The sequence below is a fragment of the Paenibacillus sp. Root444D2 genome (assembly GCF_001426375.1).
Classification (GTDB): domain Bacteria; phylum Bacillota; class Bacilli; order Paenibacillales; family NBRC-103111; genus Paenibacillus_E.
Genome location: NZ_LMEO01000045.1, coordinates 1,270,658 through 1,297,123 on the forward strand (window position 1 = coordinate 1,270,658; position 26,466 = coordinate 1,297,123).

General features: G+C 45.3%; 22 protein-coding genes. 3 read left to right on the forward strand and 19 right to left on the reverse strand.

Annotated features, from left to right (window positions below; genetic code table 11):
- Window positions 1–245 precede the first annotated feature (245 nt).
- Entirely contained in the window at window positions 246–1,739 is a 1,494-nt protein-coding gene (locus tag ASD40_RS26855; protein WP_057306164.1) for a phosphodiester glycosidase family protein, read from the forward strand.
- A gap of 62 nt (window positions 1,740–1,801) precedes the next feature.
- Here the strand turns inward: ASD40_RS26855 and hemL are convergent, their stop codons facing one another.
- Window positions 1,802–3,100 (reverse strand): glutamate-1-semialdehyde 2,1-aminomutase, encoded by a 1,299-nt coding sequence (hemL, locus tag ASD40_RS26860; RefSeq protein WP_057306165.1) that lies wholly within the window; start codon window positions 3,098–3,100, stop codon window positions 1,802–1,804.
- 70 nt (window positions 3,101–3,170) lie between these two features.
- On the opposite strand from hemL, the gene ASD40_RS26865 reads away from it, so the two are divergent.
- Complete coding sequence (locus ASD40_RS26865; protein WP_057306166.1) at window positions 3,171–3,830, forward strand: Crp/Fnr family transcriptional regulator; 660 nt, start codon at window positions 3,171–3,173, stop codon at window positions 3,828–3,830.
- Here ASD40_RS26865 and hemG read toward each other — a convergent pair.
- From hemG to lonB, 15 genes are all read right to left on the reverse strand, one after another.
- Window positions 3,827–5,293: a protoporphyrinogen oxidase gene (gene hemG, locus ASD40_RS26870; protein WP_057306167.1), complete on the reverse strand. Its 1,467-nt coding sequence runs from the start codon at window positions 5,291–5,293 to the stop codon at window positions 3,827–3,829. The genes ASD40_RS26865 and hemG overlap by 4 nt on opposite strands.
- A complete protein-coding gene (hemH, locus tag ASD40_RS26875; RefSeq protein WP_057306168.1) occupies window positions 5,290–6,237 on the reverse strand; it encodes a ferrochelatase in 948 nt (315 codons plus the stop codon). The genes hemG and hemH overlap by 4 nt, the downstream gene beginning before the upstream one ends.
- A 1-nt stretch (window position 6,238) precedes the next feature.
- Window positions 6,239–7,303, reverse strand: a complete 1,065-nt coding sequence (gene hemE / locus ASD40_RS26880) for a uroporphyrinogen decarboxylase (RefSeq protein WP_057306169.1) — start codon at window positions 7,301–7,303, stop codon at window positions 6,239–6,241.
- Window positions 7,304–7,538: 235 nt separating this feature from the next.
- Window positions 7,539–8,531 carry a porphobilinogen synthase gene (gene hemB, locus ASD40_RS26885; RefSeq protein ID WP_057306170.1) on the reverse strand — a complete coding sequence of 331 codons (993 nt, stop codon included), beginning with the start codon at window positions 8,529–8,531 and terminating at the stop codon, window positions 7,539–7,541.
- A 68-nt stretch (window positions 8,532–8,599) separates the two neighbouring features.
- The gene (gene cobA / locus ASD40_RS26890; RefSeq protein ID WP_057306171.1) at window positions 8,600–10,132 is read right to left on the reverse strand and encodes a uroporphyrinogen-III C-methyltransferase; all 1,533 of its coding nucleotides are present in this window, start codon (window positions 10,130–10,132) and stop codon (window positions 8,600–8,602) included.
- Between the two features lie 5 nt (window positions 10,133–10,137).
- Window positions 10,138–11,085: a hydroxymethylbilane synthase gene (hemC, locus tag ASD40_RS26895; protein WP_057306172.1), complete on the reverse strand. Its 948-nt coding sequence runs from the start codon at window positions 11,083–11,085 to the stop codon at window positions 10,138–10,140.
- 80 nt (window positions 11,086–11,165) lie between these two features.
- A complete protein-coding gene (locus ASD40_RS26900; RefSeq protein ID WP_057306173.1) occupies window positions 11,166–11,837 on the reverse strand; it encodes a precorrin-2 dehydrogenase/sirohydrochlorin ferrochelatase family protein in 672 nt (223 codons plus the stop codon).
- 5 nt (window positions 11,838–11,842) lie between these two features.
- Window positions 11,843–12,673 carry a cytochrome C assembly family protein gene (locus ASD40_RS26905; protein WP_057306174.1) on the reverse strand — a complete coding sequence of 277 codons (831 nt, stop codon included), beginning with the start codon at window positions 12,671–12,673 and terminating at the stop codon, window positions 11,843–11,845.
- A gap of 33 nt (window positions 12,674–12,706) precedes the next feature.
- Window positions 12,707–14,110: a glutamyl-tRNA reductase gene (gene hemA / locus ASD40_RS26910; protein ID WP_057306175.1), complete on the reverse strand. Its 1,404-nt coding sequence runs from the start codon at window positions 14,108–14,110 to the stop codon at window positions 12,707–12,709.
- A gap of 222 nt (window positions 14,111–14,332) precedes the next feature.
- Complete coding sequence (locus ASD40_RS26915) at window positions 14,333–14,869, reverse strand: hypothetical protein (RefSeq protein WP_063860275.1); 537 nt, start codon at window positions 14,867–14,869, stop codon at window positions 14,333–14,335.
- 127 nt (window positions 14,870–14,996) lie between these two features.
- Window positions 14,997–15,404, reverse strand: a complete 408-nt coding sequence (gene speD / locus ASD40_RS26920) for an adenosylmethionine decarboxylase (RefSeq protein WP_057306176.1) — start codon at window positions 15,402–15,404, stop codon at window positions 14,997–14,999.
- Window positions 15,405–15,656: 252 nt separating this feature from the next.
- Window positions 15,657–16,244, reverse strand: coding sequence for a hypothetical protein (locus tag ASD40_RS26925; protein ID WP_029194640.1), 588 nt, complete (start codon window positions 16,242–16,244; stop codon window positions 15,657–15,659).
- 244 nt (window positions 16,245–16,488) lie between these two features.
- Window positions 16,489–17,148 carry a ribosome biogenesis GTP-binding protein YihA/YsxC gene (gene yihA, locus ASD40_RS26930; RefSeq protein ID WP_057306177.1) on the reverse strand — a complete coding sequence of 220 codons (660 nt, stop codon included), beginning with the start codon at window positions 17,146–17,148 and terminating at the stop codon, window positions 16,489–16,491.
- Window positions 17,149–17,171: 23 nt separating this feature from the next.
- Window positions 17,172–19,517, reverse strand: coding sequence for an endopeptidase La (gene lon, locus ASD40_RS26935; protein ID WP_057306178.1), 2,346 nt, complete (start codon window positions 19,515–19,517; stop codon window positions 17,172–17,174).
- 256 nt (window positions 19,518–19,773) lie between these two features.
- Window positions 19,774–21,492: an ATP-dependent protease LonB gene (lonB, locus tag ASD40_RS26940; RefSeq protein ID WP_057306179.1), complete on the reverse strand. Its 1,719-nt coding sequence runs from the start codon at window positions 21,490–21,492 to the stop codon at window positions 19,774–19,776.
- Window positions 21,493–21,720: 228 nt separating this feature from the next.
- Between lonB and ASD40_RS26945 the strand changes: the two genes are divergently transcribed.
- Entirely contained in the window at window positions 21,721–22,416 is a 696-nt protein-coding gene (locus tag ASD40_RS26945) for an N-acetylmuramoyl-L-alanine amidase family protein (protein ID WP_063860274.1), read from the forward strand.
- On the opposite strand, the gene ASD40_RS26950 is transcribed toward ASD40_RS26945, so the two are convergent.
- The 3 genes from ASD40_RS26950 to clpX all read right to left on the reverse strand — a co-directional run bounded on the left by ASD40_RS26950 (window position 22,409) and on the right by clpX (window position 26,458).
- Complete coding sequence (locus ASD40_RS26950) at window positions 22,409–23,227, reverse strand: divergent polysaccharide deacetylase family protein (protein WP_057306180.1); 819 nt, start codon at window positions 23,225–23,227, stop codon at window positions 22,409–22,411. The two genes, ASD40_RS26945 and ASD40_RS26950, sit on opposite strands and share 8 nt — an antisense overlap.
- A gap of 768 nt (window positions 23,228–23,995) precedes the next feature.
- A complete protein-coding gene (gene ispG, locus ASD40_RS26960; protein ID WP_057306182.1) occupies window positions 23,996–25,093 on the reverse strand; it encodes a flavodoxin-dependent (E)-4-hydroxy-3-methylbut-2-enyl-diphosphate synthase in 1,098 nt (365 codons plus the stop codon).
- A 96-nt stretch (window positions 25,094–25,189) separates the two neighbouring features.
- Entirely contained in the window at window positions 25,190–26,458 is a 1,269-nt protein-coding gene (gene clpX, locus ASD40_RS26965) for an ATP-dependent protease ATP-binding subunit ClpX (protein WP_057306183.1), read from the reverse strand.
- Window positions 26,459–26,466 lie beyond the last annotated feature (8 nt).

Consider the following 26,466-nt stretch of genomic DNA (forward strand, 5'->3'; position numbering starts at 1 on the left):
CAAAATGACTAGAAAAACAAAAACAACGGCCATTAAATCTATTGGAAAATCAAAAAAGTAATACCGTTTCATAGAATTCAAGACTCCTTAAGAAAATAGGGATTATGTACACTTTATTTTAACAATTACCATTAACAATTGCATGCAAAAATATGATAATATAAATCTTGTATTGTTTTTTTTCGACATTTCTTATCAAAATATCTAATACCAAAATAGAATAATAGAGCAGGAGAGGAACAACCTTGGGTAGTTCAATATTAGAGCATTTTCGGAATTATAGTTGGCTGAAACGCACTTTTCTCGTTATAGCTGTTTGTGCTTTTCTGAGTTCAAGCTTCTTATTTCTAACCCCGCCTGGGGCATATATCCGCGAGTATTTGGCTAAAACCGTTATTACGACGCAGCATCGTGACTGGGCTTGGATTTTCGTTGGTGCTGAGCGCAGAGATCAGTTGGTTCTCGAAATGCAAAATTTGACCGAAATCAACTCTGTTGAAAAACAAGATTTGCGGGCGGTTCAATTCAATAAAAATCGTTCTACAGAAAGTCTTGTGAAAGTCGAAGATATTTCTGGTCAGTTTTGGAAGGGCAAGAAAATGTATGTTTATGACCCACGAACGATTCGTGTCGTTGTCCCCGCAAAGCAAGGTGAAGGGGAAAGAATTACATCCATGGTAGAGCGTACTGGCGCTGTCGCCGGCGTAAATGGCGGAGGCTTCAACGATCCAGACGGACTTGGAAACGGATTTGCGCCAATTGGTGCTATTATGTCCGGCGGAGAAATTCTTTATACAGACCAAGAAGGCAGCGTTCCTCAACACATCGTTGGATTCACTAAAGAAGGCACACTCATTATCGGCAAATATACGATTGACGAGCTGCTTAAACTTGGTGTCACTGACGCCGTATCGTTCTATCCGCGTGTTATTGCTAACGGAAAACCGCTCATTACTAGCGGAGACGGAGGCTGGGGACGCGCACCTCGTACAGCTGTGGGACAAAAAGCCGACGGAACGGTTATCTTCATCGTGATCGACGGTCGACAAACGCACAGTGTAGGTGCGACTCTCAAAGAGGTACAGGATATGTTTCTCGCAGATGGCGTCATTAATGCTGGCTTCTTAGATGGCGGAGCATCCTCCGAGATGGTATACAACGATGAGCTGATCACGAAGCCCTCCAGTCGTTACGGGGAGCGTCGCTTACCATCTGCTTTCCTAGTTTTTGATCATCCTGACCAAGTAAAAGTCAAGAATGTTTGGGAAGGACTTAAGACAATTGATCCAGGCGGTGCTTATGACCACCCTGAATTCTTGAAAGAACAAGCGAATAAAAAAGCAAACCCGCCTAAAGCAACAGCTACACCGAAGTCAACAACGTCAACCAAGCCTGAATCCAGCACGGAAGCTGGTAAAAACGGCACGTCCAATCCTCCTTCAGGATCAGATAATGGAACTGTCAAACCAAGTCCTTCAGCGAAGCCTGAAACTTCACCGACACCTTCTACGAAGCCAAGTCCTTCTCCGAGTACAGGCACTGGCTCTGGGACAGGTACAGGCAATGCCGGCACAGGTTCCGGCACTGGCACAGGAAGCTCCTCACCAGGAGCTTCCACATCATCAAAGCCGAGCCCGACGCCTACACCGAGTACAAGCCCTAACCAAGGACAAACAAACACTGGGATTAGCGCACCTCCGCCATCTACTACTGTTGCTCCAACCACAAAAACAAACTAAATCTTCTACATAAACAGCAAAAGACCTGGCCGCATTGGCCAGGTCTTTGTATGTTCACAGATTTATAATTGCTTCAACGCTTCACGATGAGCATCGATTGTAGCAGCAATATCTTCATCGGAATGAACCGTAGATACAAACATCCCTTCGAATTGTGAAGGTGCAACCGAAACCCCCAAATCGAGCATGTGGCCGAAATAAGCATTAAACTTAGCTAGATCAGACGTTTTGGCTGAATCGTAATTCGTGACAGCCTGCTCGGTGAAGAATGGACATATCATGGATCCTACTCGGTTAATTGTGCTTGCAACACCAAGTTCAGCAGCATTCCTAGCGAATCCAGCTTCCAGCATCGCGGACTTGCGTTCCAGTTCCTCATAGACATTGGGCTCACCCAATAAGGATAACGTTGCGAAGCCTGCAGCCATCGCTAGTGGATTGCCGGATAAGGTTCCCGCCTGATAGATTGGACCTGCAGGAGCAATCTGCTCCATGATGTCCAATCGGCCTCCATAAGCGCCAACAGGGAGTCCTCCGCCTATGACCTTACCTAGACATGTTAAATCAGGTGTAACGCCGTACAAGCCCTGAGCGCAGTGTTTATGCACGCGAAAGCCTGTCATCACTTCATCGAAGATTAGCAGGGAGCCATATTGCTGAGTAATGGATCGTAATCCTTGTAAAAACCCCTCAGCTGGAGGCACTACTCCCATATTCCCTGCAATCGGCTCAACGATGATAGCAGCGATTTCTTCCCCAAACTTTTCAAAAACTAATTTAACGGATGCTAAATCATTGTAAGGCACGGTGAGCGTATTCGAAGCCACGCTATTCGGAACCCCTGGACTGTCTGGAAGGCCAAGTGTGGCTACACCAGAGCCAGCTTTGATCAGCAATGCATCTGCGTGACCATGATAGCTTCCTTCGAATTTCATAATTTTGTCGCGCTTCGTAAACCCGCGGGCTAATCGTAGGGCGCTCATCGTCGCTTCTGTCCCTGAATTCACCATGCGAACCATATCAATGGACGGCACGCGTCCAATAACCAACTTCGCCATTTCCGTTTCTAGAAGCGTCGGAGCACCGAAGCTCGTCCCTTTTTCGGCAGTACTTTTAATGGCTTCCAGCACGACTGGGTGAGCATGTCCTACAATTAACGGTCCCCAAGATCCTACATAATCGATAAAGGTATTGCCGTCAATATCCGTTACGCGAGAACCTGAGCCCTTCTCCATGAACAAAGGTGTTAAACCAACCGACTTGAAGGCGCGAACAGGACTGTTCACTCCACCAGGAATGATCTTCTTAGCTTCTTGAAAGGCAGCCGAAGAGCGCGTGTCGATTCTACTCGAATTTCCCATAATTTCATACCCCCTGTAATCTATCTATGATAAAATGAGTTGACTTACTACAAATAAAGGCGGTACCCATATGATCGATACCATCAAAAAAGTACCTTTATTCTCCCAATTGAATGAAGAACAATTCAACACTCTAGCTCAAATTTGTACAAGACGTTCCTTTAAAAGGAGTACCGTCTTATTCTCCGAAAAAGAGGTCGGCTCCGTCTTTTATATGGTCCTCAGTGGCTCTGTCAAAATTTTCACAACAAGCAGCTCCGGTGAGGAAAAAATATTGTCCATCTGCAAATCAGGCGAAAGCTTTGGTGAACTTTCACTGATTGATGGCAAGCCGCGCTCTGCTTCGGCCCAAACTTTGGAGGACAGTGTGCTGCTCACATTGACAGGACAAAGTTTCCTCGGTCTGCTACGCACTCATTTTGACATTACCCTCGGCATTATGCAAGAGCTCAGCAGTCGACTACGCGATACGAATCAACAAGTGTTCGACTTGACCTTCTTAGACGCGAGAACGCGTGTCATCAAAAGCTTGATCAAAATGGCCAATAAGCATGGGTTGCGTAACGGAACGACAATTACGATTAAACTCGTGCTTAACTTTGACGAAATATCTCAACTAGCCGGCGTACAAAAAGTGACGCTCATGCAAGTGATTCGTGATCTTGAAGAAAAGCAAATCTTGACCATTTCATCATCAGATTTCAAATTAGATCTGGCCAAGCTTCGTTAAATCGAACTGGCTGTTTCTACGGCATCCTGAGACTGGTTTTGGATCAGATCCGCAAGCTGCCACGCTGCCTCTTTACCTTGCCTTATACAGTCAGGGAGGCCCACTCCATGGAACCCCGCACCCACGATGAGGACTTGAGGCATAGCTGCAGCAAGCTCTTCACGGAACTGTGCAATCTGCTCCAGATGACCCACCGGATATTGCGGCATAGAATGCATGAGGCGAGTTACATCCGTAAAGAGCGGTTCCGCCTTTAGTCCTAATAATTCCCGAAGATCATGACGAGCTTTGCTAACAAGTTGTTCATCCGACCACTCCGGCCACTCTTGCTCACCTGCACGACCGATATAACAACGCAGAAGCACCTTCCCGTCTGGGGCTGTATGCAGCCATTTAGCAGATGTTAAGGTACACGCAGTTATCGTCCTGCCTTCGGTTTTCGGTACCAGAAAACCCGAGGCGTCCAGTTCAAATGGGATGTCTTTGCGATCGAAAGCCATAATAACATTCGCCACGGAAATGTAGTCAATTTTCTTAAGCTGATTTGCTGCTGGAAAATCGGCTAACACCTGCGCTGCCTGATAAGTAGGCGCAGTTAGGATAACGCCATCTACCATTTCACTATGCCCATCCTCAAAGATAACCTCGGCTTGCTGCTGCCCCATTTTACGAACGGATACAACCCCAACGCCATTTCGTAGATCCACAGTCTTCAAGGCGTCTTCTAAGCCCGAAACCAACGTCTGCAGCCCCTTCTTGAACGTCACGAAAACCGAATTACGAACAGCAGAAGGTAAGTGAGCACTCTCTTCACTTACGTTTTTGCGGCTGGCCATCATCCCTAGAATTAAACTTCGATGCTTCTGCTCCATCGCTCGAAACTGCGGGAACGTTGCTTTCAAACTAAGCTTAAACGTATCACCTGCATAAATCCCCGCTAGAAGCGGTTCCACGATACGCTGGAGCACTTCTTTCCCTAAACGGCGCTCCAGAAAATGCCCAAGAGATTCATCTGTCGATACATCTCGCTTAGGTAGAATCAAATCCAATGCGGCTCGCATTTTACCTAATGGGGAAATGAGGCCCGTCTTCATGAACGGTGTCATTTGCGTTGGTATGCCTAGCACTAAGCCAGGCGGCATGCGGTGCAGCTTGCCTTGACGTACAATATAGGTCTTTTTCGCCCCGGGGTTGGTACCCGTAAGCTCATGTTCAAGCCCGAGATCATAAGCCAGATCAATAATAGGGCGCTTCCGTGCAAGGAAGGAATCCGGACCTTTTTCAATAACGAAACCCTCTCGCTCTATGGTATGAATTTTCCCGCCAAATGTCGGGGATTTCTCCACCACAGAAATACGAAAAGGGGCTCCCGCAGACTCCAACCTTTTCTTTAAGTAAAAAGCTGCGCTAAGCCCCGTAATCCCCCCGCCAACAATCATGTAGTGAGGAATCCTAGTACTCATGATAGACGGGTGACCTCTTTCCATTTGTTATAGACAACATCACTCAATGTTTCCAAGTACAGAGGGTCTGTATTTAGCGATTCTGTTCGTTCCAAATGCAGTCCAAGTTCCTTGGCCAGGGCCTGTGCTTCGATATCGATATCGTAGAGAACCTCCAGATGATCCGAAACAAAGCCAATCGGACATAGGAGAACACTCTTGACGCTTTCTTCTTGATTGATTTTACGTAAAACATCCAAGATATCCGGACCAAGCCACGGCATCGCCGTTTGGCCTGCGCTTTGCCAACCAAACTGCCAATTCGTCAGCCCCACACGTTCAGCAATGACTTTGGAAGTGGCAAGCAACTGATCTGGATATGGATCTTTCATTTCAAGGATTTTCTCAGGCAAGCTGTGCGCAGTAAAGATAACACGCACATCATTTCGATCACTACCTGTGAATTTCTCCAAAGCTTTGTCAACACGTGCACTAAGGGCATCCACCAATTTAGGATGAAGATGGTAATCAAGAACGAAATCAATCTTCAGACCAAGCGCCTCTGCCTTATCTTTCGCTCTTTTGACATAGCCGCCAACGCTCATCGTGGAGTAGTGAGGGGCTAGAACGACTCCCACAGCCTCCGTAATACCATCCTTAACCATTTGCTCCACACCGTCTTCTACGTAAGGCTGAGCATGCTTCAGACCCTGATAACAGACGAATTCAAGGTTTGGATGTTCTTGACGAAGTGTATCTTCCAAGCCTTTAACCTGCTTGTTCGTATTTTCACGCAGCGGGAAGAACCCTCCTACAATTGCCTCATAACGAGCCGTTAATTCATGCAGCTGCTCAGGCGTTGGAGGATGCCCACGTCTAATATGTGTGTAATAAGCTTCAACTTGATCCAAACTTTCCGGAGTACCATAAGACATGACTAAAACACCAATACGCTGACTTGCCATGCTAAACACCACTCTTTTCTGCTTGCTGCGTTAATACGGAATGTGAGTAAGTATGAATGAATGTAGTCAAATCCTTTAGCTTCTCAAGCGATGCTTCCGGGAATAAACCATGGCCAAGGTTAAAGATATAACCTGGTTGCTGGATGCCTTCATCAATAATTGCTTTCGCCTGCTGCTCAATAACGCTCATCGGAGCTGTTAAAATATAGGGATCCAAGTTTCCTTGCACGGCGAAGCGTTCGCCAACTCTCCCGCGGCCTACAGAAATTGGAATCCGCCAATCTAGACCAATGACATCCGCTTGGATATCTTTGAGATAAGGAAGTAACTCCCCTGAACTCACGCCTGGGAAATAAATCTTTGGCTCCTTCAAGTCCGCAAGTTCTTTGAAAATTCTCATCATTGTAGGCAGTACATACATTTGAAAATCTGCAGGAGAAAGCGCGCCAACCCAGCTATCAAATACTTGAACAGCTTTGGCACCCGCTGCGATATGCGCTCGTAAGTAGGTAATGACCATATCGCCAAGCTTCTCCATTAAAGCAAACCAAACGGTTGGTTCGGAGTACATTAGCTGCTTCGTACGAATATAGCTTTTGGATGGCCTACCTTCAATCAAATAGCTCGCAATCGTAAATGGCGCACCCGCAAATGAGATGAGGGGAACCTCAAGCTCCTTGTCTAAGATACGGATCGTTTGAATAATATGCGATAAATCTTTTTCCACATCGATAGGACGCAGGCGCTCAACATCTTGCGCTGTCCGAACGGGGGTATGAATCACAGGACCGACATCTTTGACAATATCAAAATCAACCCCAAGAGAAGCAACGGGATTCATAATGTCCGAATATAAAATGGCCGCATCAACACCCAACTTTTTAATGGGCATCATCGTAACTTCCGCAGCTAGCTCTGGTTGCTGACAAATTTCGAGCAGTGAGTACTTTTCTTTGATTTTGCGATAATCCGGATCGTAACGTCCAGCTTGGCGCATATACCAAACGGGCAGTGTATCCACCTGTTCTTTTCGGCATGCTTTAATAAAATTATCGTTATAGGTCATGAGGCACCTTCCATATATAGGGATCTTCGGCCCTAAGCCAAAGTCTCTCCGATTAGTTTCCATCTATTCTCATTCATTATGCCCTAATTATACCCTTGTCACAACTGAAGTAAGCTTAGGTTTTGCGACAAAAGTATGACAAAAGAACCATCCGCACTAAGACTACATGCTGATCGTTTCCAGCGGAAACTGCTCGCCTTTGCATCTTAGGTGAATGGCTCTTATTGGAAATTAGCTATTTTTTCAAATATCTAGCAATATCTTTGGCAAAATAAGTCAAGATGATATCAGCACCGGCACGTTTGAAGCTTGTCATTGTTTCCATGACGATGGCCTCTTCATTCACCCAGCCCTGCAAGGCTGCAGCCTTAATCATCGAATACTCCGCACTCACATTATAGGCGACTACTGGCAAATCGAAGTTATCCTTCAGCATCCGAATGATGTCCATATAAGCAAGAGCTGGTTTCACCATGAGGAAATCAGCACCCTCTGCAACGTCACTTTCCGCTTCACGCAAAGCTTCGCGCCCGTTCGCTGGATCCATTTGATACGTCTTACGGTCACCGAATTGCGGTGTTGAATCTACTGCATCCCGGAATGGACCGTAGTAAGCCGATGCATATTTTACGGAATATGCCATAATCGGTGTATTCTCGTAGCCTGCTTCATCTAATCCTGAACGAATCGCATATACGTAGCCGTCCATCATATTGGAAGGAGCAATAATGTCAGCACCCGCTTTGGCTTGCGAGACAGCCGTACGAACCAACAGCTCCAAGGAAGCATCATTTGCCACATCCGCCTGTCCTGTCACCGGATGATGATGAATAACACCACAGTGGCCTGTATCCGTAAACTGACATAAACACGTATCGGCGATAATGAGCAAATTCGGGTTCAATTCTTTAATTAAACGAGTCGCTTGCTGCACAATGCCATCATCCATAAAAGCGGATGTTCCTTGTGCATCTTTATGATCCGGAACACCAAACAAAAGTATAGCTTGAATGCCGAGCTCTGTAATTTCTTCGATTTCTTCTTGCACTCTGTCTAAAGAAAAATGATAAACACCTGGCATAGAAGCAATTTCTGACTTGATGTTCGTACCATGTGTAACAAAAATCGGTTGAACAACATCGTGAACAGTCACTTGATTTTCACGTACCAGATTACGAATAGCTGCATTGCCGCGTAAGCGGCGATTACGAACGATAGGGAAACTCATGAAGAATTCCGCCTCCTTATTGGTGATCAGATGCAGCTCCTTAAGAAGCTGCATCTGAGACATTTTTATTATTTATGTTGAGTAATACTTTGTACCAATGAAGCAACTGTAGCCTCTTCCGCCATATAAGTAACCGGCAGTCCACATTGACTTGCGGTCTCTGCGGTTTTCGGTCCAATACAGGCAATTTCAACCCCTTGCAGCAAGGATAGCGGTTCTTCCACACCCAGCTGGCGCAAGGCTTCAAGTAAATTTGTAACCGTAGATGAGCTTGTAAAAGTTATGATATGAATGCTTTGATTTTGCAGAAGATGAATGATTTCATCCCCATCGTCTGTTGTGAGTACATTTTCGTAGACATCAACTTCAGTTACTTCAAGACCGAGTTCTTTGAGTTTAGCAGGCAAATAATCACGTGCCAGATCAGCTGTAGGTAACAGAACCTTCTGACCGGCTTTCAAATCTGCTTGAATGGCTTCCAGGATACCCTCGCCTTGATATTTGGCTGGGAGTACATCCGCAATGATGCCACGCTCAGCTAGCGCTTCGGCGGTCTTCGGGCCTACGGCTGCAATGCGAGCTTTCCCCATTTTGCGAACATCAATCCCTTTTTCACGTAGCCTGCGGAAAAAATACTCCACACCGTTTACGCTTGTCAGTAACACCCAGTCAAATTCATCAAGCTTGTCTAGCGCCAGATCCAATGCTTGAATGGCCTCAGGGCGACTTGGCGGTTGTAATCGAATAACAGGGAATTCGACCGCTTCTCCACCCATGTCATCGATTAAATCCACGAGCTCACTTGCTTGACTTCTAGCTCTTGTGACCAGTACTCGACGCCCAAAGAGCGGCTTCTTCTCAATCCAAGCCAGCTTCTCTCGCAGCTTAACAACTTCGCCAACAATAATAACGGCTGGGGATTTGAAATTAGCTTCTCTTACCTTCTCCGTAATATCAGCCAAAGTTCCCGTAATCGTTTGTTGATCCGCCCATGTTCCCCATCTGACGAGCGCAACAGGCATTTCCGGCGGTTTGCCGCAGCGAATCAATTCGCGGCAAATTTGTTCAAGATTTGCTACACCCATTAAGAAAACCATGGTGCCAATCGCCTTGGCCAGATGCTCCCAGTCCAAACTGGAATAGGTCTTATTCGGATATTCATGACCGGTAATAATCGCAAAAGACGAAGTGAAGTCGCGATGGGTGACTGGAATACCCGCATAGGCAGGAACCGCAATTGAGGATGTGATACCCGGTATAATATCGAAGATCACATCGTTATCTGCGAGCAGCTCTGCTTCCTCGCCTACTCGACCGAAGACGCTGGGATCGCCGCCTTTGAGACGAGTCACCACTTTCCCCTGTAGGGCCAGGTCTACGAGCAATTGATTAATTTCTTCTTGCTTTAGTATATGTTTGTCCGGAAGCTTGCCGACAAAGATCAGTTCAGCTTCCGGTCTACGATGCTTAAGTAGACGAGGGTTGGCCAGCCGGTCATAAACGATGACATCGGCTTTCTGAATGGCTTCCATACCGCGTACCGAGATGAGTTTAGGATCTCCGGGACCCGCACCTACGAGATAGACTCTTCCTTTGTTCACGGTGCTCACTTCCTTACCTCAGCCAGGATACGTTCTGCGCCTTGCGCGATAAGCTTATCAGCAACAAGCAAACCTAGCGCTTCCGGATCGCTCCCGGAAGCCGTTTCCTTGAGCATGGTGACGCCGTCCGGCGTACCAACCATGCCCGTTAAAGTGAGCAGCGGCACTTCTGATCCGCTGTTGTCTTCGCTTATGCTCGCGTAAGCGCCGAGCGGCACTTGGCAGCCTCCATTGAGTCTGCCGAGGAAAGCCCGCTCCGCTCGCACCGCGAGCGCGGTTGGCTCATGCTGGAACCTGCTCAGCAGGTCCAGCATGAAGGCGTCGCCGCCCCGGCACTCGATGCACAGCGCCCCCTGCCCTACGGCAGGGAGGCAGATCTCGGGCGGCAAGTACGCGCTAATGCGATCCTGCCAGCCGATCCGGTGCAAACCGGCCGCGGCAAGTAGAATCGCATCGAAGTTCTCATCATCGAGCTTGCGCAGCCTCGAATCAATATTCCCGCGGACCGACTCGATGCGGAGGTCCGGGCGGAGGTGCTGCAGCTGGCTGGCGCGCCGCAGCGAGCTGGTACCGACGAGCGCGCCTTGCGGCAGCTCGTCCAGGGAGCGGTGCCCGCGTGTGATCAGCGCATCGCGCGGATCCTCACGCTTCGGCACCGCTCCGACGACTAGCCCTTCGGGTAGCTCGAAGGGCATATCTTTCATGCTGTGGACGGCCATGTCGATGTCGCCGTCCACGAGTGCCTGTTCGATTTCCTTGACGAACAGACCCTTACCGCCTACCTTGGATAAGGTGACATCCAAGATGCGGTCGCCCTTCGTGACAATTTTCTTTATTTCAAATTGACAAGCGATCCCATGTTCAGCTGCAAGCTGTTTTAAGAGTTCCACAACTTGCCCTGTCTGCGTTAGTGCCAAAGCGCTTTGCCTAGTTCCTACGATGATTGTTCTCATCTCTACCCGCCTCTCTGTACTTGCTGCCCGATATCCTTGATAGCTGAACAAGCAGATAGATCCTTACCTCTATCTCCAACTTACTCCTGCATCCAAGGTTCTTTCTCTAAGGTTATGTAGAGCTTCTCTTTCCAACTTTCAAACGTGCCGTCCCTTATTTTGGCAAGCACGTCCCATTCAAGCATCTCTTTAAACACACGTTGTCTGGCTTGTTTATCAGCCACCCTGCTCTGAATCAATAACCGTAAATCGCTTAGGAAATCGAGGTAGGTTTCATACTCCTCACCATAAGCGTTGTCTAATTCTTGAGCGAATTTACGAGCAGCCGAAGGGCTTGCTCCACCTGTTGAAACCGCAATAACTAACTTCCCTCTTCGAACAACAGAAGGGACGATGAAGGAGCTCAATTGAGGTTGATCAACAACGTTGACTAGCTGCCCATTACGTGATGCTATCTCATGCACATGAGCATTTACTTTCGCATCATTCGTTGCAGCTACAACCAAGATGTAGGCCGTAAAATCCGAGCTTTTGTCGATCATGATCGATGGATCAAACGTTTGCCTATATAGAACCACGTCAGCATGGTTCTCCATCTCCATAAGCCCCTCAGTAAATTCTGTGCTTACGATCGTTACATGGGCACCTGCTTGCAGCAGTGATTTCACCTTTCGTTCAGCCACAGCCCCGCCGCCAACTACTAAACATCGGCGTCCAGACAGATTCATCATAATTGGATAGGGATGATTCATCGTCGTTAGCTCCATATCCAGCCGTGAAAACCTGAAACCAGATTAGAAACCACAAAATTGAGAACAACAATCAGGAATGCCGCGAGGTTCCAAGCTGCGAGCTTATTGCCCGAAATACGCATAGAATGTTGCTGAAATAAATAGAAAGCGTACGCTGCCAATACAAAGAATGAATTAATCACCTTAGGATCATAAAGTAAATTACGATCTCCCTCCAGTACAACCCAAACCACTCCCAGGCTTAAAGCCATAAGCAGCAACGGTGCACCAATAATAACGGAGAGATAGGTGTAATGTTCAATTTTCTCAAGTGAAGGTAATCTCATAACCGTTTGAGAGAATTTCTTCGCTTTCAACATTTTGTGTAAGAACACATACATGCCTGAGAAAATAGCTGCAATCGAGAATGCCACATAGCTGCCAATCGCTAAGGTAATATGAATAAATAATAGCTCATCGTTGATGTCCCAATCAGGCTTAATTGGCGTTACATTCGGATTACCGAAAACATTCAAAGCCAAAATGGCAAAACTGAGCACATTCACAAAAAATACAAACAATTCAATGCGGAAAAATCGGTTAATCAACAGTGAAATCGTGACAATCAACCACGAAAACATAAATAGTACGTCCGACCGGGCAAATGCCCATTCCGTCAAATGACCATACAAGTTAATGCCTAAGTAAGCGGTTTGTAGAACCCATACAAACAAAAGCAGCCCCGTCCCCATCCGTTTCGCGCTTCGGTTCGCATTCGCGAAATCCGAAAAGTAAAACAATAGGCTCAGGGCATACATATAAATCATCGCATCAAACAACCAGCTACGTGTAACCATGGCACCTCTCCTAGGCGATTAGCGCCCTTTTCTTCAAGATTGGGCTAGAACATCAGCGTTCTGTAAACTAAGCACGGACAACTTATCATCCAGCATCTGCTTAGCTTCAACTGCTTTATGCCCGGCTTCTAGTTCTTGTGCTAACTGATTGGCTTGCTCTTGTTGTTCAAGGGTCTCTTCCAGGGCAAACAGTTTCGTGAATAGCTCAAGCGCTTCATCACCATGACGCTCTCCAGCCATTTCCTTAATACGAAGGATTGGGTCACGCAGCACTTGATTCACAATGCTTTTCGTCAATTTACGGATAACTTTAATTTCACGTTCATCAAGGTCAGGCAGCTTCTTTAACATGTTATCCATCGTCTCTTCGTGGATCTGACTCGCTTTTGTTTGAAGAGCGCTAATGACTGGACTTACACCTAGCGTCTTCGTCCATTGTTCGAAAACACCTATTTCAGACTCGATCATCGTTTCAATCTTTGCTGCTTCTTTCTTTCTCTCTTGCAAATGTTTATCTACGATATTCTCCAAATCATCGATATCATAAAGAAAAACATTTGGTAAGCCGCTAATCTGTGGATCTAGATCACGAGGGACCGCGATGTCCATCATGAAAAGCGGACGTGATTTTCTCTTTTGAACATAGGACTGAATGTCATTCTTTGTAAGAACATATCCTGGGGCGCCTGTTGAGCTTATAATAATATCCACTTCCGCTAAATGCTCCAGCATGTTATCGATGGTACATGGAATGCCGTTAAATTTCTCAGCCAATTCAACTGCACGTTCAAACGTGCGGTTAACCACGATAACTTTGTTAGCGCCATTCGCGTAAAGGTGCTTCACCGTGAGTTCGCTCATCTTACCTGCACCAATAATCATAACAGTCTTGTTCATGTAGGTACCGAATATTCGTTTACCAAGTTCCACCGCGGCGTAGCTGACGGAAACTGGATTATTGCTAATGCCTGTTTCGGAGTGTGCTTTTTTGGCAAGTGTCACGGATTGCTTAAACAACGTATTGAAATAAGCCCCGGTTGCTTTCATATTTTGAGATGATAAAAAAGCATCACGCACTTGTCCTAGAATTTGGGTTTCCCCAATGACCATAGAATCTAATCCGCTTGTTACGCGGAATAAATGTTCAATCGCTTTTTCATTTTCATACATATATAGATGCTTTTGGAATTGATCCTTACTGACTTGGAACCAACGTTCAATGAAGTGAGTCAAGTAATGGCTGCACATCTGCGGTCGATCCACAACAGCGTAGATTTCCGTGCGATTGCAGGTGGCGACGATTACACACTCCAATATGCTTTTCGTGTCTTTCAATTCTGCCAACGCCTTAGGTAAATCCTGATCGGAAAAAGCGAACTTCTCCCGAATTTCTACCGGGGCCGTACGATAATTCAAGCCAAGTGCGATAATATGCAAAGGTACCACCTGCCTTTCCGTCTATTTCTATGAACCATTATAGCACAGCAAAACAAGCAATCCGACAAATTTTTTGTAGAATTTATGAATGCTTCATACTGCTCGTTAGTTTTAACAGCATTTCGTTTCTATATACCTAATATAGGGATCTTTGAGTGTAGCTCAAAGTCTCTCCGCTTTGGGATCTTTGAGCTCCATTCAAAAAAGATCCTTATATATCCTTTATTGAAGTGCTTTTTTTCGTATAAAAGAGGTTAAATTTCGATCCAGCTCAGTCAGCTTCGTATTTTGGGACGAAACAATATCGCCATTCGAAGCCATGAGTTTCTCATACAGATCGTACAGACTCTTGTACTGAACCCAAACTTCCTTCAAAGTCTGGATCTCATCTGGCTTTAACATTCGCTCTCCTCCCACCTGCAGACGCTTCAAGTACTGCGTTAACTGGGTCATACTGTCCAGTGAAGTCAGATATTCGCTTCCTCCAACAGCAAGCACCATGCGTTCATGCGTATAACTTGCCGAGTAAAGGGCTTGCCCCACAGCATCCAATCCTGCGGTATCTTTGCTTTGAGCAGCTTCCTCCAGGTAGCTCTTCAGAAGTTCCATCTGAAACAGAGCTACTTGATACAGTAGATGGGTAGCATCATGCTCCTCTTTATGAGGACCAAGTATTTGAACGAGCTGATAAATAGGCCAGATGATGAGAAAGAGTACAATACTGTAAATTACTGCTTTTCTTACTATTTTCTTTTTCACAATCCGTTCCCCCAGTTCATGTTTGCTTCATGTTCGGACATGTGTCGCAATAACATTGTATGGGTATCTGGACAAACAAATAACCACGGATTTCTCCGTGGTTATCGTTATTGTTATGCCCAGATTCTTATTTAACAAGCTCTGCTTGCTTCATTTCAGGAGTTTCTACTTGCAGTTCACCCATTCCGCGAACTAATTTCTTCGCATAGAATGTTTCTGGTTTCAATACGGATACCATAAAGTCAATTGCTAATTGAGGGTCCACTGTCTCACCGCATGTATAACAATCAAGCGCGGCAAAACCTCTCTCAGGATAAGTATGAATGGAGAGATGACTCTCGGACAACATAACAAGTACAGTTGCTCCTTGTGGTTCAAATTGCTTGGATTGTACAGATAGTACGGTTGCTCCGCATACCTCGGCAGCTTCTACCATCTGAGCCTGCAGCCAATCTGCATTGTTCAGAAGTTCGAAATCTACCCCCCAAGTATCTACAGCAACGTGTCTTCCGAAAGTTGAGTATTCTGTTTCCATCTTTCGGTTCCCCCTTCCTAGGAATAAAATGTCTGAAAAAAATTTCATCCGCTAGGACCTACGTCATTCACTTCCCGAGGGTATAATCTCTCGCAACATTCAATGTCCTGAGTGAATCCTGGTTCCTATATTGTTTCAACGAGAATAAAAATAACATCTATCGACGAGAAATGCAATAGTTTTTTTTACCAAATGCCTTTAAACAAAAAAGACCCTAAAAAGGGTCTATTGTAATTGTGGGTATATGTGTGGTTAAGCCTCCAATATAAACAAACGATGCGTTAGCTCATTGAGGCGAGTGTCGATCTGCTGATGTTCTTCCTGTTCCTGCAGCATATTTCGTAAATCAAGCAGATGGTTAATTTGATCGTAGATCATTTCAATCTCTTGCTCGACTTCTCTCTTTTGGAACATTTGCTGCATGAGACCAATAGTGTCTTTGTACTCATAGATAACGGTCAACAATTGCCCTTTGACTTCCTCAATTTTAACGACGGTTCCACGCTCGTAGTAGTAAACCATTGTATAGCTTGGATAGATTCGGTTTACTTTTGCGCTTCCTTTAAACTCTGACACTGCTTTACGCATCAAATTAGCCAGTAAGGTGTTACTTAATCTGCAGGATCCTGTGCATTCATATAGGCCCGATTTCTTCTCAAATGAAAGGACGATTTCCTGACCTGCTCCATCTTGAAAAACAACCTCTTGGTTGCCATTTTCCAAGACTTTCACTTGCAATGTCACTTGATGATCCACAAACATTTGAAAAAACCTGAACATCTCGGCTTCTGTTAACTGGAGGCAGGTTTTGACATATTCAGTCGCTAACCTTTGTGCCATAAAAATCCCTCGATTCTTTGTTTACAAGCCATTAACTATTACCTTGTTTATTATTATACTACATGCGTCTCTAATATTCCTGCGTGCAATTCATTATAATCAGCCAAATATTCTGAAAAAACCAAGGAATTACGGAATGCCAGCAAATTTTCCCCAGTAAACCTCGCTTTCCCGTGTGCTTCTTCTTGATTTTCTCTGTCTTTTGACGTCCTTCTTATTAATACACAAAAAACCGCCCTATGAATCAGGACGGTTCTTGTTCTTTATCTTGTTCTTGCTGGGTCACGAGTTCATTTGCTTCCTCAGGCTCTGTTTCTCCATAAGCAATAGCTTGCTCTAAAATCCCCCACAGCTCGTCTTTGCCGAGCCCAAGCTCCGAGGAAAACATCAAAGGCTGAACACCCTTATCCATCCCTAGTGTTTCTCGCACAATCTTGATATGCTTCGGCCATCTGCTTTTCGGGATCTTATCGGCCTTGGTCGCAACGACGATGACGGGTACATCATTATGTCTTAGCCACTCGTACATAGCTTGATCATCTTTGGAAGGGGGGTGCCGCAAATCAACTAATTGCATGACAAGGCGCAGTGTTTCTCGATTCATTAAGTAGCTCTCAATGAATTTTCCCCACTGCTCCCGTTTCGTTTTGGAAACTTTGGCGTAGCCATAACCTGGAAGATCAACGAAATATAAGTCCTGGTTGATTTTATAATAGTTAAGCGTTTGGGTTTTGCCCGGCTGTGAGCTGGTTCTGGCCAAATTTTTGCGGGAGATCAAACAGTTGATGAGTGAGGATTTCCCGACATTAGAACGCCCTGCCAGAGCAATCTCTGGCAAGGCATCCTCTGGATATTGGCTAGGTCCAACCGCACTGATAATAAACTCAGCTTGATTGACTTTCATGGATGTTCAACTACTTTCTATCGTTATCCGACTTGCACGGGAGGCTTATTTTTGACAAGCGCATGTTCAAGCACTTGATCCATATGGCTGACTGGAATGAAGGTCATCTCGGCGCGGACACTTTCTGGAATTTCAATGATGTCTTTCTCATTATCCTGAGGCAGCAGGATGGTACGAATACCAGCTCGATGTGCAGCTAGCGCCTTTTCTTTGAGCCCTCCAATTGGAAGTACTCGGCCGCGCAGTGTAATTTCACCGGTCATCGCAACCACACGAGAAACAGGAATATTCGTCAATGCCGAAATCAATGCCGTTGCCATCGTAATTCCTGCGGACGGACCATCCTTTGGAATGGCGCCTTCCGGGATGTGAATATGGATATCGTTCTTCTCATGAAAGTCTGGTGCAATGCCAAATACATCAGCCCGTGTGCGTGTATAACTGAAAGCTGCTTGAGCGGATTCCTTCATCACATCACCGAGTTTACCCGTCAAAGTCAATTTGCCTGTTCCGGGCATAACGGTGACCTCAATAACTAAGGTATCCCCGCCAACTTCCGTCCAAGCAAGGCCTGTCACAGCACCTATTTGATCTTTCTCTTCTGCTACATTATAGCGGAACTTGCTCGGTCCTAGGTAGTCCTTCAAGTTTTCTTCCGTTACATGCACCGGTGTAGTTGGGTCAGATACGATCTTTTTAGCCGCTTTACGATTCATACCTGCGACTTGCTGCTCTAAATTACGAACGCCCGCTTCACGTGTATATTCACGAACGATTTTCATTAAGGCATCTTCATCTACAATAAGCTGGTCTTCTTCTAGACCATGGTCGCGCTTCTGCTTAGGCAGCAAATATTTTTTCGCAATTTGAAGCTTCTCAATCTCTGTGTAGCCAGGAATGTAGAGAACCTCCATCCGATCTAACAGAGGGCGAGGAATATTGTGAACAGCATTTGCTGTCGTCACGAACATGACATTGGACAAGTCAAACGGAACTTCAATGAAATGATCACTAAAAGTGCTATTCTGCTCGGGATCAAGAACTTCAAGCAATGCCGAAGCTGGGTCTCCGCGGAAATCCATTGCCATTTTATCAATTTCGTCTAGCAAGAAAACAGGATTATTCGTTCCAGCGTTCTTCATCCCCTGGATAATCCGTCCCGGCATCGCCCCAACATACGTACGACGATGACCGCGAATTTCGGCTTCATCTCTGACCCCGCCAAGCGAAATACGAATGAACTGTCTTCCCATGGATCTAGCAATTGAACGAGCAATCGAGGTTTTGCCGACGCCCGGAGGACCAACTAAACAAAGGATAGGTCCTTTCAGCTTCTTAACCAGCTTCTGTACCGCTAGGTACTCGAGTACGCGCTCCTTTGGCTTTTCAAGTCCGAAGTGATCCTCATTCAAGATTTCTTCGGCCTTATCCAAATCCAAGTCATCGTCCGTATTTTTGGACCAAGGCAGTCCTAGCAGCCAATCAATATAGTTGCGGATGACGCCTCCCTCGGCAGAAGTCGCTGGCATCTTCTCTAGACGGTCGATTTCTTTCTCAACCTTCTCGCGGACTTTATCTGGCAATTCAGCTTCCGTCAACTGGTTGCGTAGGTCATCCACTTCGCCTGCGCGGCCTTCTTTATCGCCAAGTTCCTTCTGGATGGCTTTCATCTGTTCGCGAAGGTAGTACTCCTTCTGCGTTTTTTCCATTTGTTTCTTAACACGTTGACTAATTTTACGTTCGAGCTCAAGCACCTCTCGCTCATTGTTCAAGATATTAAGCATTTTCTCGAGACGCTCACGTACATCTACTGTCTCCAGAATCTCTTGTTTATCCTTAATTTTGAGCGATAAATGGCTGCATATAACATCTGCTAAACGGCCTGGTTCATCAATGTCAGACACGGCAGCAAGCGTTTCTGGTGTAACCTTTTTCGACAAATTAATGTAATGCTCGAATTGACTCAGTACGCTTCGCATAAGCGCATCGATCTCAGGATCGGTGATCTCTTGCTCCGGTAGTTCCTTAGCCGTGACTTCATAATATTCATCATTCACAAGGTATTCAACAATCTCAGCACGCAAAACGCCTTCAACCAAGACACGAATGGTTCCATTCGGTAGTTTCAGCATTTGCCTTACTTTAGCAATTGTCCCAATGCGATAAATATCCTCTTTGGCAGGTTCTTCTATGTTGATCTCAGATTGAGAGCAGAGGAGAATCATGCTGTCATCCACCATTGCCCGCTCGAGTGCTTTAACCGACTTTTCTCGCCCTACATCCAGATGTAGAACCATGCTCGGATAAACCAGCAGTCCCCTTAGAGGCAATAGCGGCAATCTGCGCACCTTGATTTTTCCGGGTCCCATCCTCTGCACCTCCTAATATATGGATCTTCGAACGGAGTTCGAAGTCTCTCCGCTTTGTGGATCTTCGAACGGAGTTCGATTTGTCTCCGTTTTGGATTTTCGAACGAAGTTCGATTTGTCTCCGTTTCAGATCTTTGAACGATGTTCAAAGTCATTTATTTCTGTACCCCTCGTTGCCCTTTACATTTTATCAAAACTGCAAACAAAACACCAACTGGCACTCTGACGCGTCATGTGAGGTTATCTCAACTCTGATTTAGGAGTCAATTGTATGTTGTGAATTAGCATGTAAAATAGGTAAAGTTGAAGCTGGAATCGTCCTTTCTGAAGTAAAAGGCAAGTGAATCACATTATCATGAAGCTCTAAGCCTAACGCAACTTCCAGCACTTCTTCGATCGAGTCAGCAGCAAGCACCTCTACACCAGGCAAATTAGCGAACATTTCTTGCCAATTTTCTTTGGGGATAATGACTTTGGTAGCGCCCGCTTGGAATGCAGCTTCGACCTTCGCTACAACGCCGCCAACGGGTTTAACTTTACCATGGATACTCATTTCCCCCGTCATAGCCAATTTATTATCCACAGGTATTTTATGTATCGCAGATGCAATAGCTGTCGCCATGGAAATACCTGCAGAAGGTCCATCGATAGGCACTCCGCCAGGGAAATTAATATGCAAATCATAGTCTGACGTATTAAATCCAAGTTTGCGAAGGACTGTCAAAACGTTTTCCACTGATCCGCGCGCCATACTCTTCCTGCGGATGGTTCGAGAGCCTCCTCCCATTTCCTCTTCATCTACTACACCTGTAATATTAAATTTCCCAGTACCTGCAACGGCAATTGGTATCGCGGTCACTTCGATCTCAAGTAGTGTACCCAAATTAGGACCATACACCGCTAATCCATTGACGAATCCAATTTGCGGTTGTGCAGGTATTTTCCGCTCTGGTCTAGGTGGAATTTGCGATGAATTGACAACCCACTCAATGTCAGCTGCGGTAATCTCATCTCGCTTATCCGTTAAGGCAATACCCGCGGCAAGCTGAATCACATTCACAGCCTCTCTGCCGTTCGTTGCATATTTCGTTACAACTTGAACAGCAGCTTCACATTTCTTGAAGCCAATTTTATCCAAGGCTTTCCGAGCAATTTCCCCTACCTCACCTGGTAAAAGAGGACGGAAATAAATTTCCAAGCAGCGCGAACGGATAGCTGGAGGAATCTCGCTAGGTGTACGTGTTGTAGCCCCTACTAAACGGAAATCAGCAGGCAGACCATTTTGAAATATATCATGAATATAGCCTGGAATATTCGTATCCTCAGAGCTATAATACGCACTCTCTAGAAATACTTTACGATCTTCCAGCACCTTTAATAATTTGTTCATTTGTGTGGGGTGTAATTCACCGATCTCATCGATAAACAATATGCCGCCATGCGCTTTCGTCACGGCACCTGGTTTAGGTTGCGGAATCCCCGCGACCCCCATTGCACCTGCACCTTGATAAATTGGATCATGAACTGAACCGATTAATGGATCGGCAATTCCTCTTTCGTCAAAGCGTGCTGTCGTTGCATCGATTTCTGTAAATTTGGAATCCGGACGGAAGGGTGACTCCTGATTTTTCTTAGCTTCTTCTAAGACGACACGAGCCGCAGCCGTTTTACCAACCCCAGGCGGACCATAAATAATGACATGCTGCGGATTGGGACCGCATAGTGCAGCTTTTAGAGCTTTCAATCCTTCAATCTGGCCAACGATATCCTGCATGGAAGACGGTCTTGTTTTCTCAGAGAGTGGCTTTGTTAGCGAAATGGATCTTAGCTTTCTCAATTTTTCCAATTCTTTCCTGGACTCTCTATCTACAGCAGACCGGTTCGTCTGTTGATTACGCAGCAAATTCCAGAAATACAACCCAATCACAACCGCAAAGAAAACTTGAATTACCATAAGAATAATACTTAAACTCATTTGTCATACCTCCTAAGAGCTTTGCTTTAGCAAACTGTCATCGTAAGCATATGCTTAGATTTCGTAAGAAAACTGCTTCGTAAGCTGTCATGCTAACTTCGTCAAACAGCTCAGTTTTTTGTCATAGCTTCCATTATTCCCGTGAAAAAGAAGGTTAATCCAATTCATGCAAACTTTTGCGTGACGTATGATAGCCCCCTTACAGAAGAAGGATAAGAGTAGATATTCATGCAAAAGGAAGTGGTTCGCTTGAAGAAAAACTTGATGATTCTACTTGTTTTCCTCTGTCTTTGTAAAACGTCAGATGCATCCGCTTTGGCTAATGATCCCCTACTGCCTAATGCAGATATTATTATCGACGTAGGGCACGGGGGCATAGATAGCGGTGCTTTACACGGTAAATACCAAGAAAAAGATATGAATTTAGCCATATCCAAAAAAACATACAAGTTACTTAAGAAAAGGGGCTATCGCGTTATCATCAACAGGACTGAGGACTACGCTTTAAGTGAAGATAACAAGTGGTCCTTCGGTGGAAGACACCGCAAGGATTTAGCTCAACGTTCCGGACTCGCCAACACAATTAAGCCCAAAATGATGCTAAGCATGCATATCAATTGGTCAGGTAAATCCGATCGTAGAGGACCACTTGTAATTTATCAAAATCAATCAGACAGCATTTTGCTTGCTCAACTTTTGCAAGAATCTCTGAATCGTCTTTATGGCACGGAAGAACTGCCTGTTCTCGGTAAAAAGTATTATGTGCTCAAGCACACGAAAAGCCCTGCTGTTATCGTCGAACTAGGATTTATTTCCAACAAATCAGACCGCAAGCTGTTGAATGATTCTCATCATCAAGCCAAGTTAGCAAAAGCCATTTCTCAAGCGGTAGATCAATACTTTGCTATGATTCATCCTAATTAGCATTTAGCTTCATAGTTTGCGAAATCGGAACAAAGGTAGCTTCCTTTTGAATGATCGGAATGGCCTCTTTGATCACTTGGGCTGTTTTTTTCCCTGGTGGACCCACATGTCCGATCGCGATGACCATATCCCGTTGATGGATTAATTTTTTAAACTTCACCATTTGCTTGCTGATGTGACTGTACGTGTAAAGATCATCGAAGAAGAGTTGATTCTCTGAAAATGGAACTCCATTTTGCCCCGCTAGCTTGCCGATTAGGCTTTTTGGAGAAGTACGGCTATCTAATAAAATGAGATTTTTCTCTTTGCAGAGTTCAACGAGAATTTTCATTACTCTCTCATCCGCAGTAGCCTTGGATCCCATATGATTATTAATTCCTATTACATAGGGAATATCTTCGATTGCCGCTACGATCCGTTTGTGAATCTCATCATTCGATAAGTCCGTAGTAATGGCTCCTGGACCCAACCAGCTCTTCTTGCCCCGCACAGGCTCCATAGGTAGGTGTAGAATGACTTCATGCCCCCTATCGTGTGCTAATTGAGCATCTTGTTTGGAGGAGGGCAGGAAAGGCATGACAGCGACAGTGAAAGGGATAGGTAGATCCAACATCTCTTTAGTGCCGTCCATATTATTGCCAAAGTCATCAATGACAATGGCCACCTTCTTCGACTTGATCTCGGCTGCTTGCTGTGAAGGCATTCCCACATCTGAAGCACCCGTATGCCAAGGTAAAAGAAGCAAAAAGATCCCTACGATTACTGTAAGGGTAATGTGACGAGCAGTCCTATACTTGCTTAGCAAATTCATATCATTCTCCTTGTTTGCATGTAATCGTTAGAAAAACTTACTTCAAATGAACAAGCTTTCCAGTTTTACTCATTATGCTTCTCTTGCGCTACAAATATGCGTACAAGGAATTAAATGGCATTAGGGGAGCTGGTTCAGAAGTAAGTGCTGGTGGGAGTGGGATTGCAAGGGCGGGTGCGGCTGTGGGCGGGGATTTAGAGTGTGGGGCGGGCGGGAGTGCAAGGGCGGCTGTGGGCGTGGATTTAGAGTGTGGGACGGGTGGGAGTGCAAGGGCGGGTCCCGGGCGCGGCTACAGGCGTGGAATTAGAGTGTGGGACGGGTAGGAGTACAAGGGCAGGTTCCGGGTCGGATGGGAGAGCTGATGCAGGTGGTTGCGAAACGAGGGAATAAGTGAGAGAGAACAATGCCGATAAAAAAGTTCTCAAAGGGAACTACGATTCGTTATTTGAGCCAAAAACGTTCAAATACATGAGTATGAGGAACTACAGTTCGCTATTTCGTTGTTTTCCTTAGAAAACCTCTCTTTTTTTAGAAATAAAGCATCCATGTTCCGCTAATTCAAATTTCTAGTGCATTTTCCCAAAATAGAGCACTGTAGTTCCCTTTAAAAAAGGATTTATGGTTATATACCTGCTTATCCGTCCATAACTGGGGATCTGTAACAATTCCTTACAATCACGAGCTCATTGTCTCCGAGACACAAAGAAAGCCGTTAAAAGCACCTCATCCTAGGCACATTTAACGGCTATCTTTTTTAAATATATGCTATTAGTGCTTACGTCCTGGGATAACACCAGTTTTTTCATAAGAATCTACGATGATATCAATTTCTTTCTTTAATTCATCGAGCAGTTCAGCTTCAGGAACCTTGCGAATCATTTCTCCATAACGGAACAGCATTCCCTCGCCACGAGCTCCTGCAATCCCAATATCAGCTTCACGCGCTTCTCCTGGACCATTTACTGCACAGCCAAGTACAGATACCTTAATTGGCACTTTGATCTTTGCAATATAATCCTCAACCTCGTTAGCGATCGAGAACAAATCGATATCCAAGCGGCCACAGGTAGGACAGGAAACAAGAGTTGCAGCGTTAGTAATCAATCCGAACGTTTTGAGCAGCTCACGAGCTACTTTAATCTCTTCAACAGGATCCGCGCTAAGTGAAATACGGAGTGTGTTACCGAGTCCCATATTGAGCAGCGTTCCGATACCTGCCGCACTCTTTACAGCACCTGTAAAGAGCGTTCCAGCCTCAGTAATCCCAAGGTGAAGTGGGTAGTTGAATGCTTTAGCCGCTTGAGAATAAGCTGCAATCGCCATAGGAACATCGGAAGCTTTGAGTGAAACGATAATATCATGGAAATCAAGCTCTTCCAGAATGTTAATGTGGAATAAGGCACTTTCTACCATAGCCTCAGGCGTTGGGTATCCATACTTTTCGAGAAGATGATTCTCAAGTGAGCCGGCATTGACCCCAATACGAATTGGAATGCCACGTTCCTTACAAGCTTTAACAACCGCTTCTACCTTCTCGCGGCGGCCGATATTACCTGGATTGATACGCACTTTATCGATGCCATTCTCAATAGCAGCAAGCGCTAAGCGATGGTCAAAATGAATATCTGCCACAAGTGGAATATGAATTTGCTTCTTGATTTCTTTGATGGCCTCTGCAGCTTCCTTGTTGTTCACGGTGACACGAACGATTTGGCAGCCTGCTTCTTCCAAACGAAGGATTTCTGCTACTGTCGCCTTCACATCCGCTGTCTTCGTTGTACACATACTTTGCATGATGACTTCATTACTGCCACCGATCGTCAAATCGCCTACACGAACGGCCCGCGTATCTTTTCTATGGAACATTATGGTTTCTCTCCCCATGACACCAAACATCCTCCGCTCCAATCCCATTAACAGGGGATCGGATTGGAGGCTGTGTGTAATTTGTGAAATTATGGGTTACGCGCTTTCTTCTTTCTTCTTACCAGTCGCCTGCGCGCCATCTTTGGTCGTCAAAACAGGAGTGATCTTGTTTTGAACCGTTTCCTTAGATACCACACATGTTGTAACGTCTGTTCTCGAAGGGACTTCGAACATCACATCAAGCATTATGCTTTCAATGATGGCTCTCAGACCGCGCGCGCCAGTATTACGTTTGATTGCTTCTTTAGCAATGGCATCAAGCGCCTCTGCATCAAATTCGAGTGAGACGTTATCCATCTCGAGCATCTTCTGGTATTGTTTCACGAGTGCATTCTTAGGCTCCGAAAGAATACGCACAAGAGCTGGTTCATCCAGCGGCTCTAGTGTAGAGATGACCGGTAAACGACCAACGAATTCCGGGATTAAACCGAATCGCAAGAGATCTTCCGGAAGCACCATGGATAAGTACTCGCCTGGTTTCAAATCAACTTTAGCTCCATCTGTGCTAAAGCCAATTACTTTTTTACCGATTCTGCGTTTGATAATTTGCTCAAGGCCATCAAAAGCTCCGCCGCAAATAAACAGAATGTTGGTTGTATCAATTTGAATGAATTCTTGATGCGGATGCTTACGTCCACCTTGTGGAGGAACAGAGGCAACCGTACCTTCAAGAATTTTGAGCAAAGCTTGTTGAACACCTTCTCCGGAAACGTCTCTTGTAATGGATGGGTTCTCGGATTTACGTGCCACTTTATCGATCTCATCAATATAGATAATGCCGCGTTCGGCTTTTTCTACATCATAATCTGCAGCTTGAATCAGTTTGAGCAAAATATTCTCAACGTCTTCGCCCACATAACCAGCTTCTGTTAATGAAGTGGCGTCCGCGATTGCAAAAGGAACATTCAGAATTTTGGCAAGTGTTTGCGCTAGCAACGTTTTACCACTTCCTGTAGGTCCTAGAAGCACGATGTTACTTTTTTGAAGCTCAACATCTTCCAATTTGTTTTGCGAATTAATACGCTTATAGTGGTTATAAACCGCTACAGCCAGCGATTTTTTCGCTTGATCCTGCCCGATCACGTACTGATCCAAAATATTGCGAATTTCTTTTGGTTTCGGAACATCTTTCAGATCAAGCTCTTCTTCATGCCCTAATTCTTCTTCCACAATCTCCGTGCAAAGCTCTATACATTCATCACAAATGTAAACTCCCGGACCTGCAACAAGTTTGCGAACTTGGTCTTGGGATTTTCCACAAAAGGAACATTTGAGTTGGCCTTTTTCATCGTTAAATTTAAACATGGGATCAC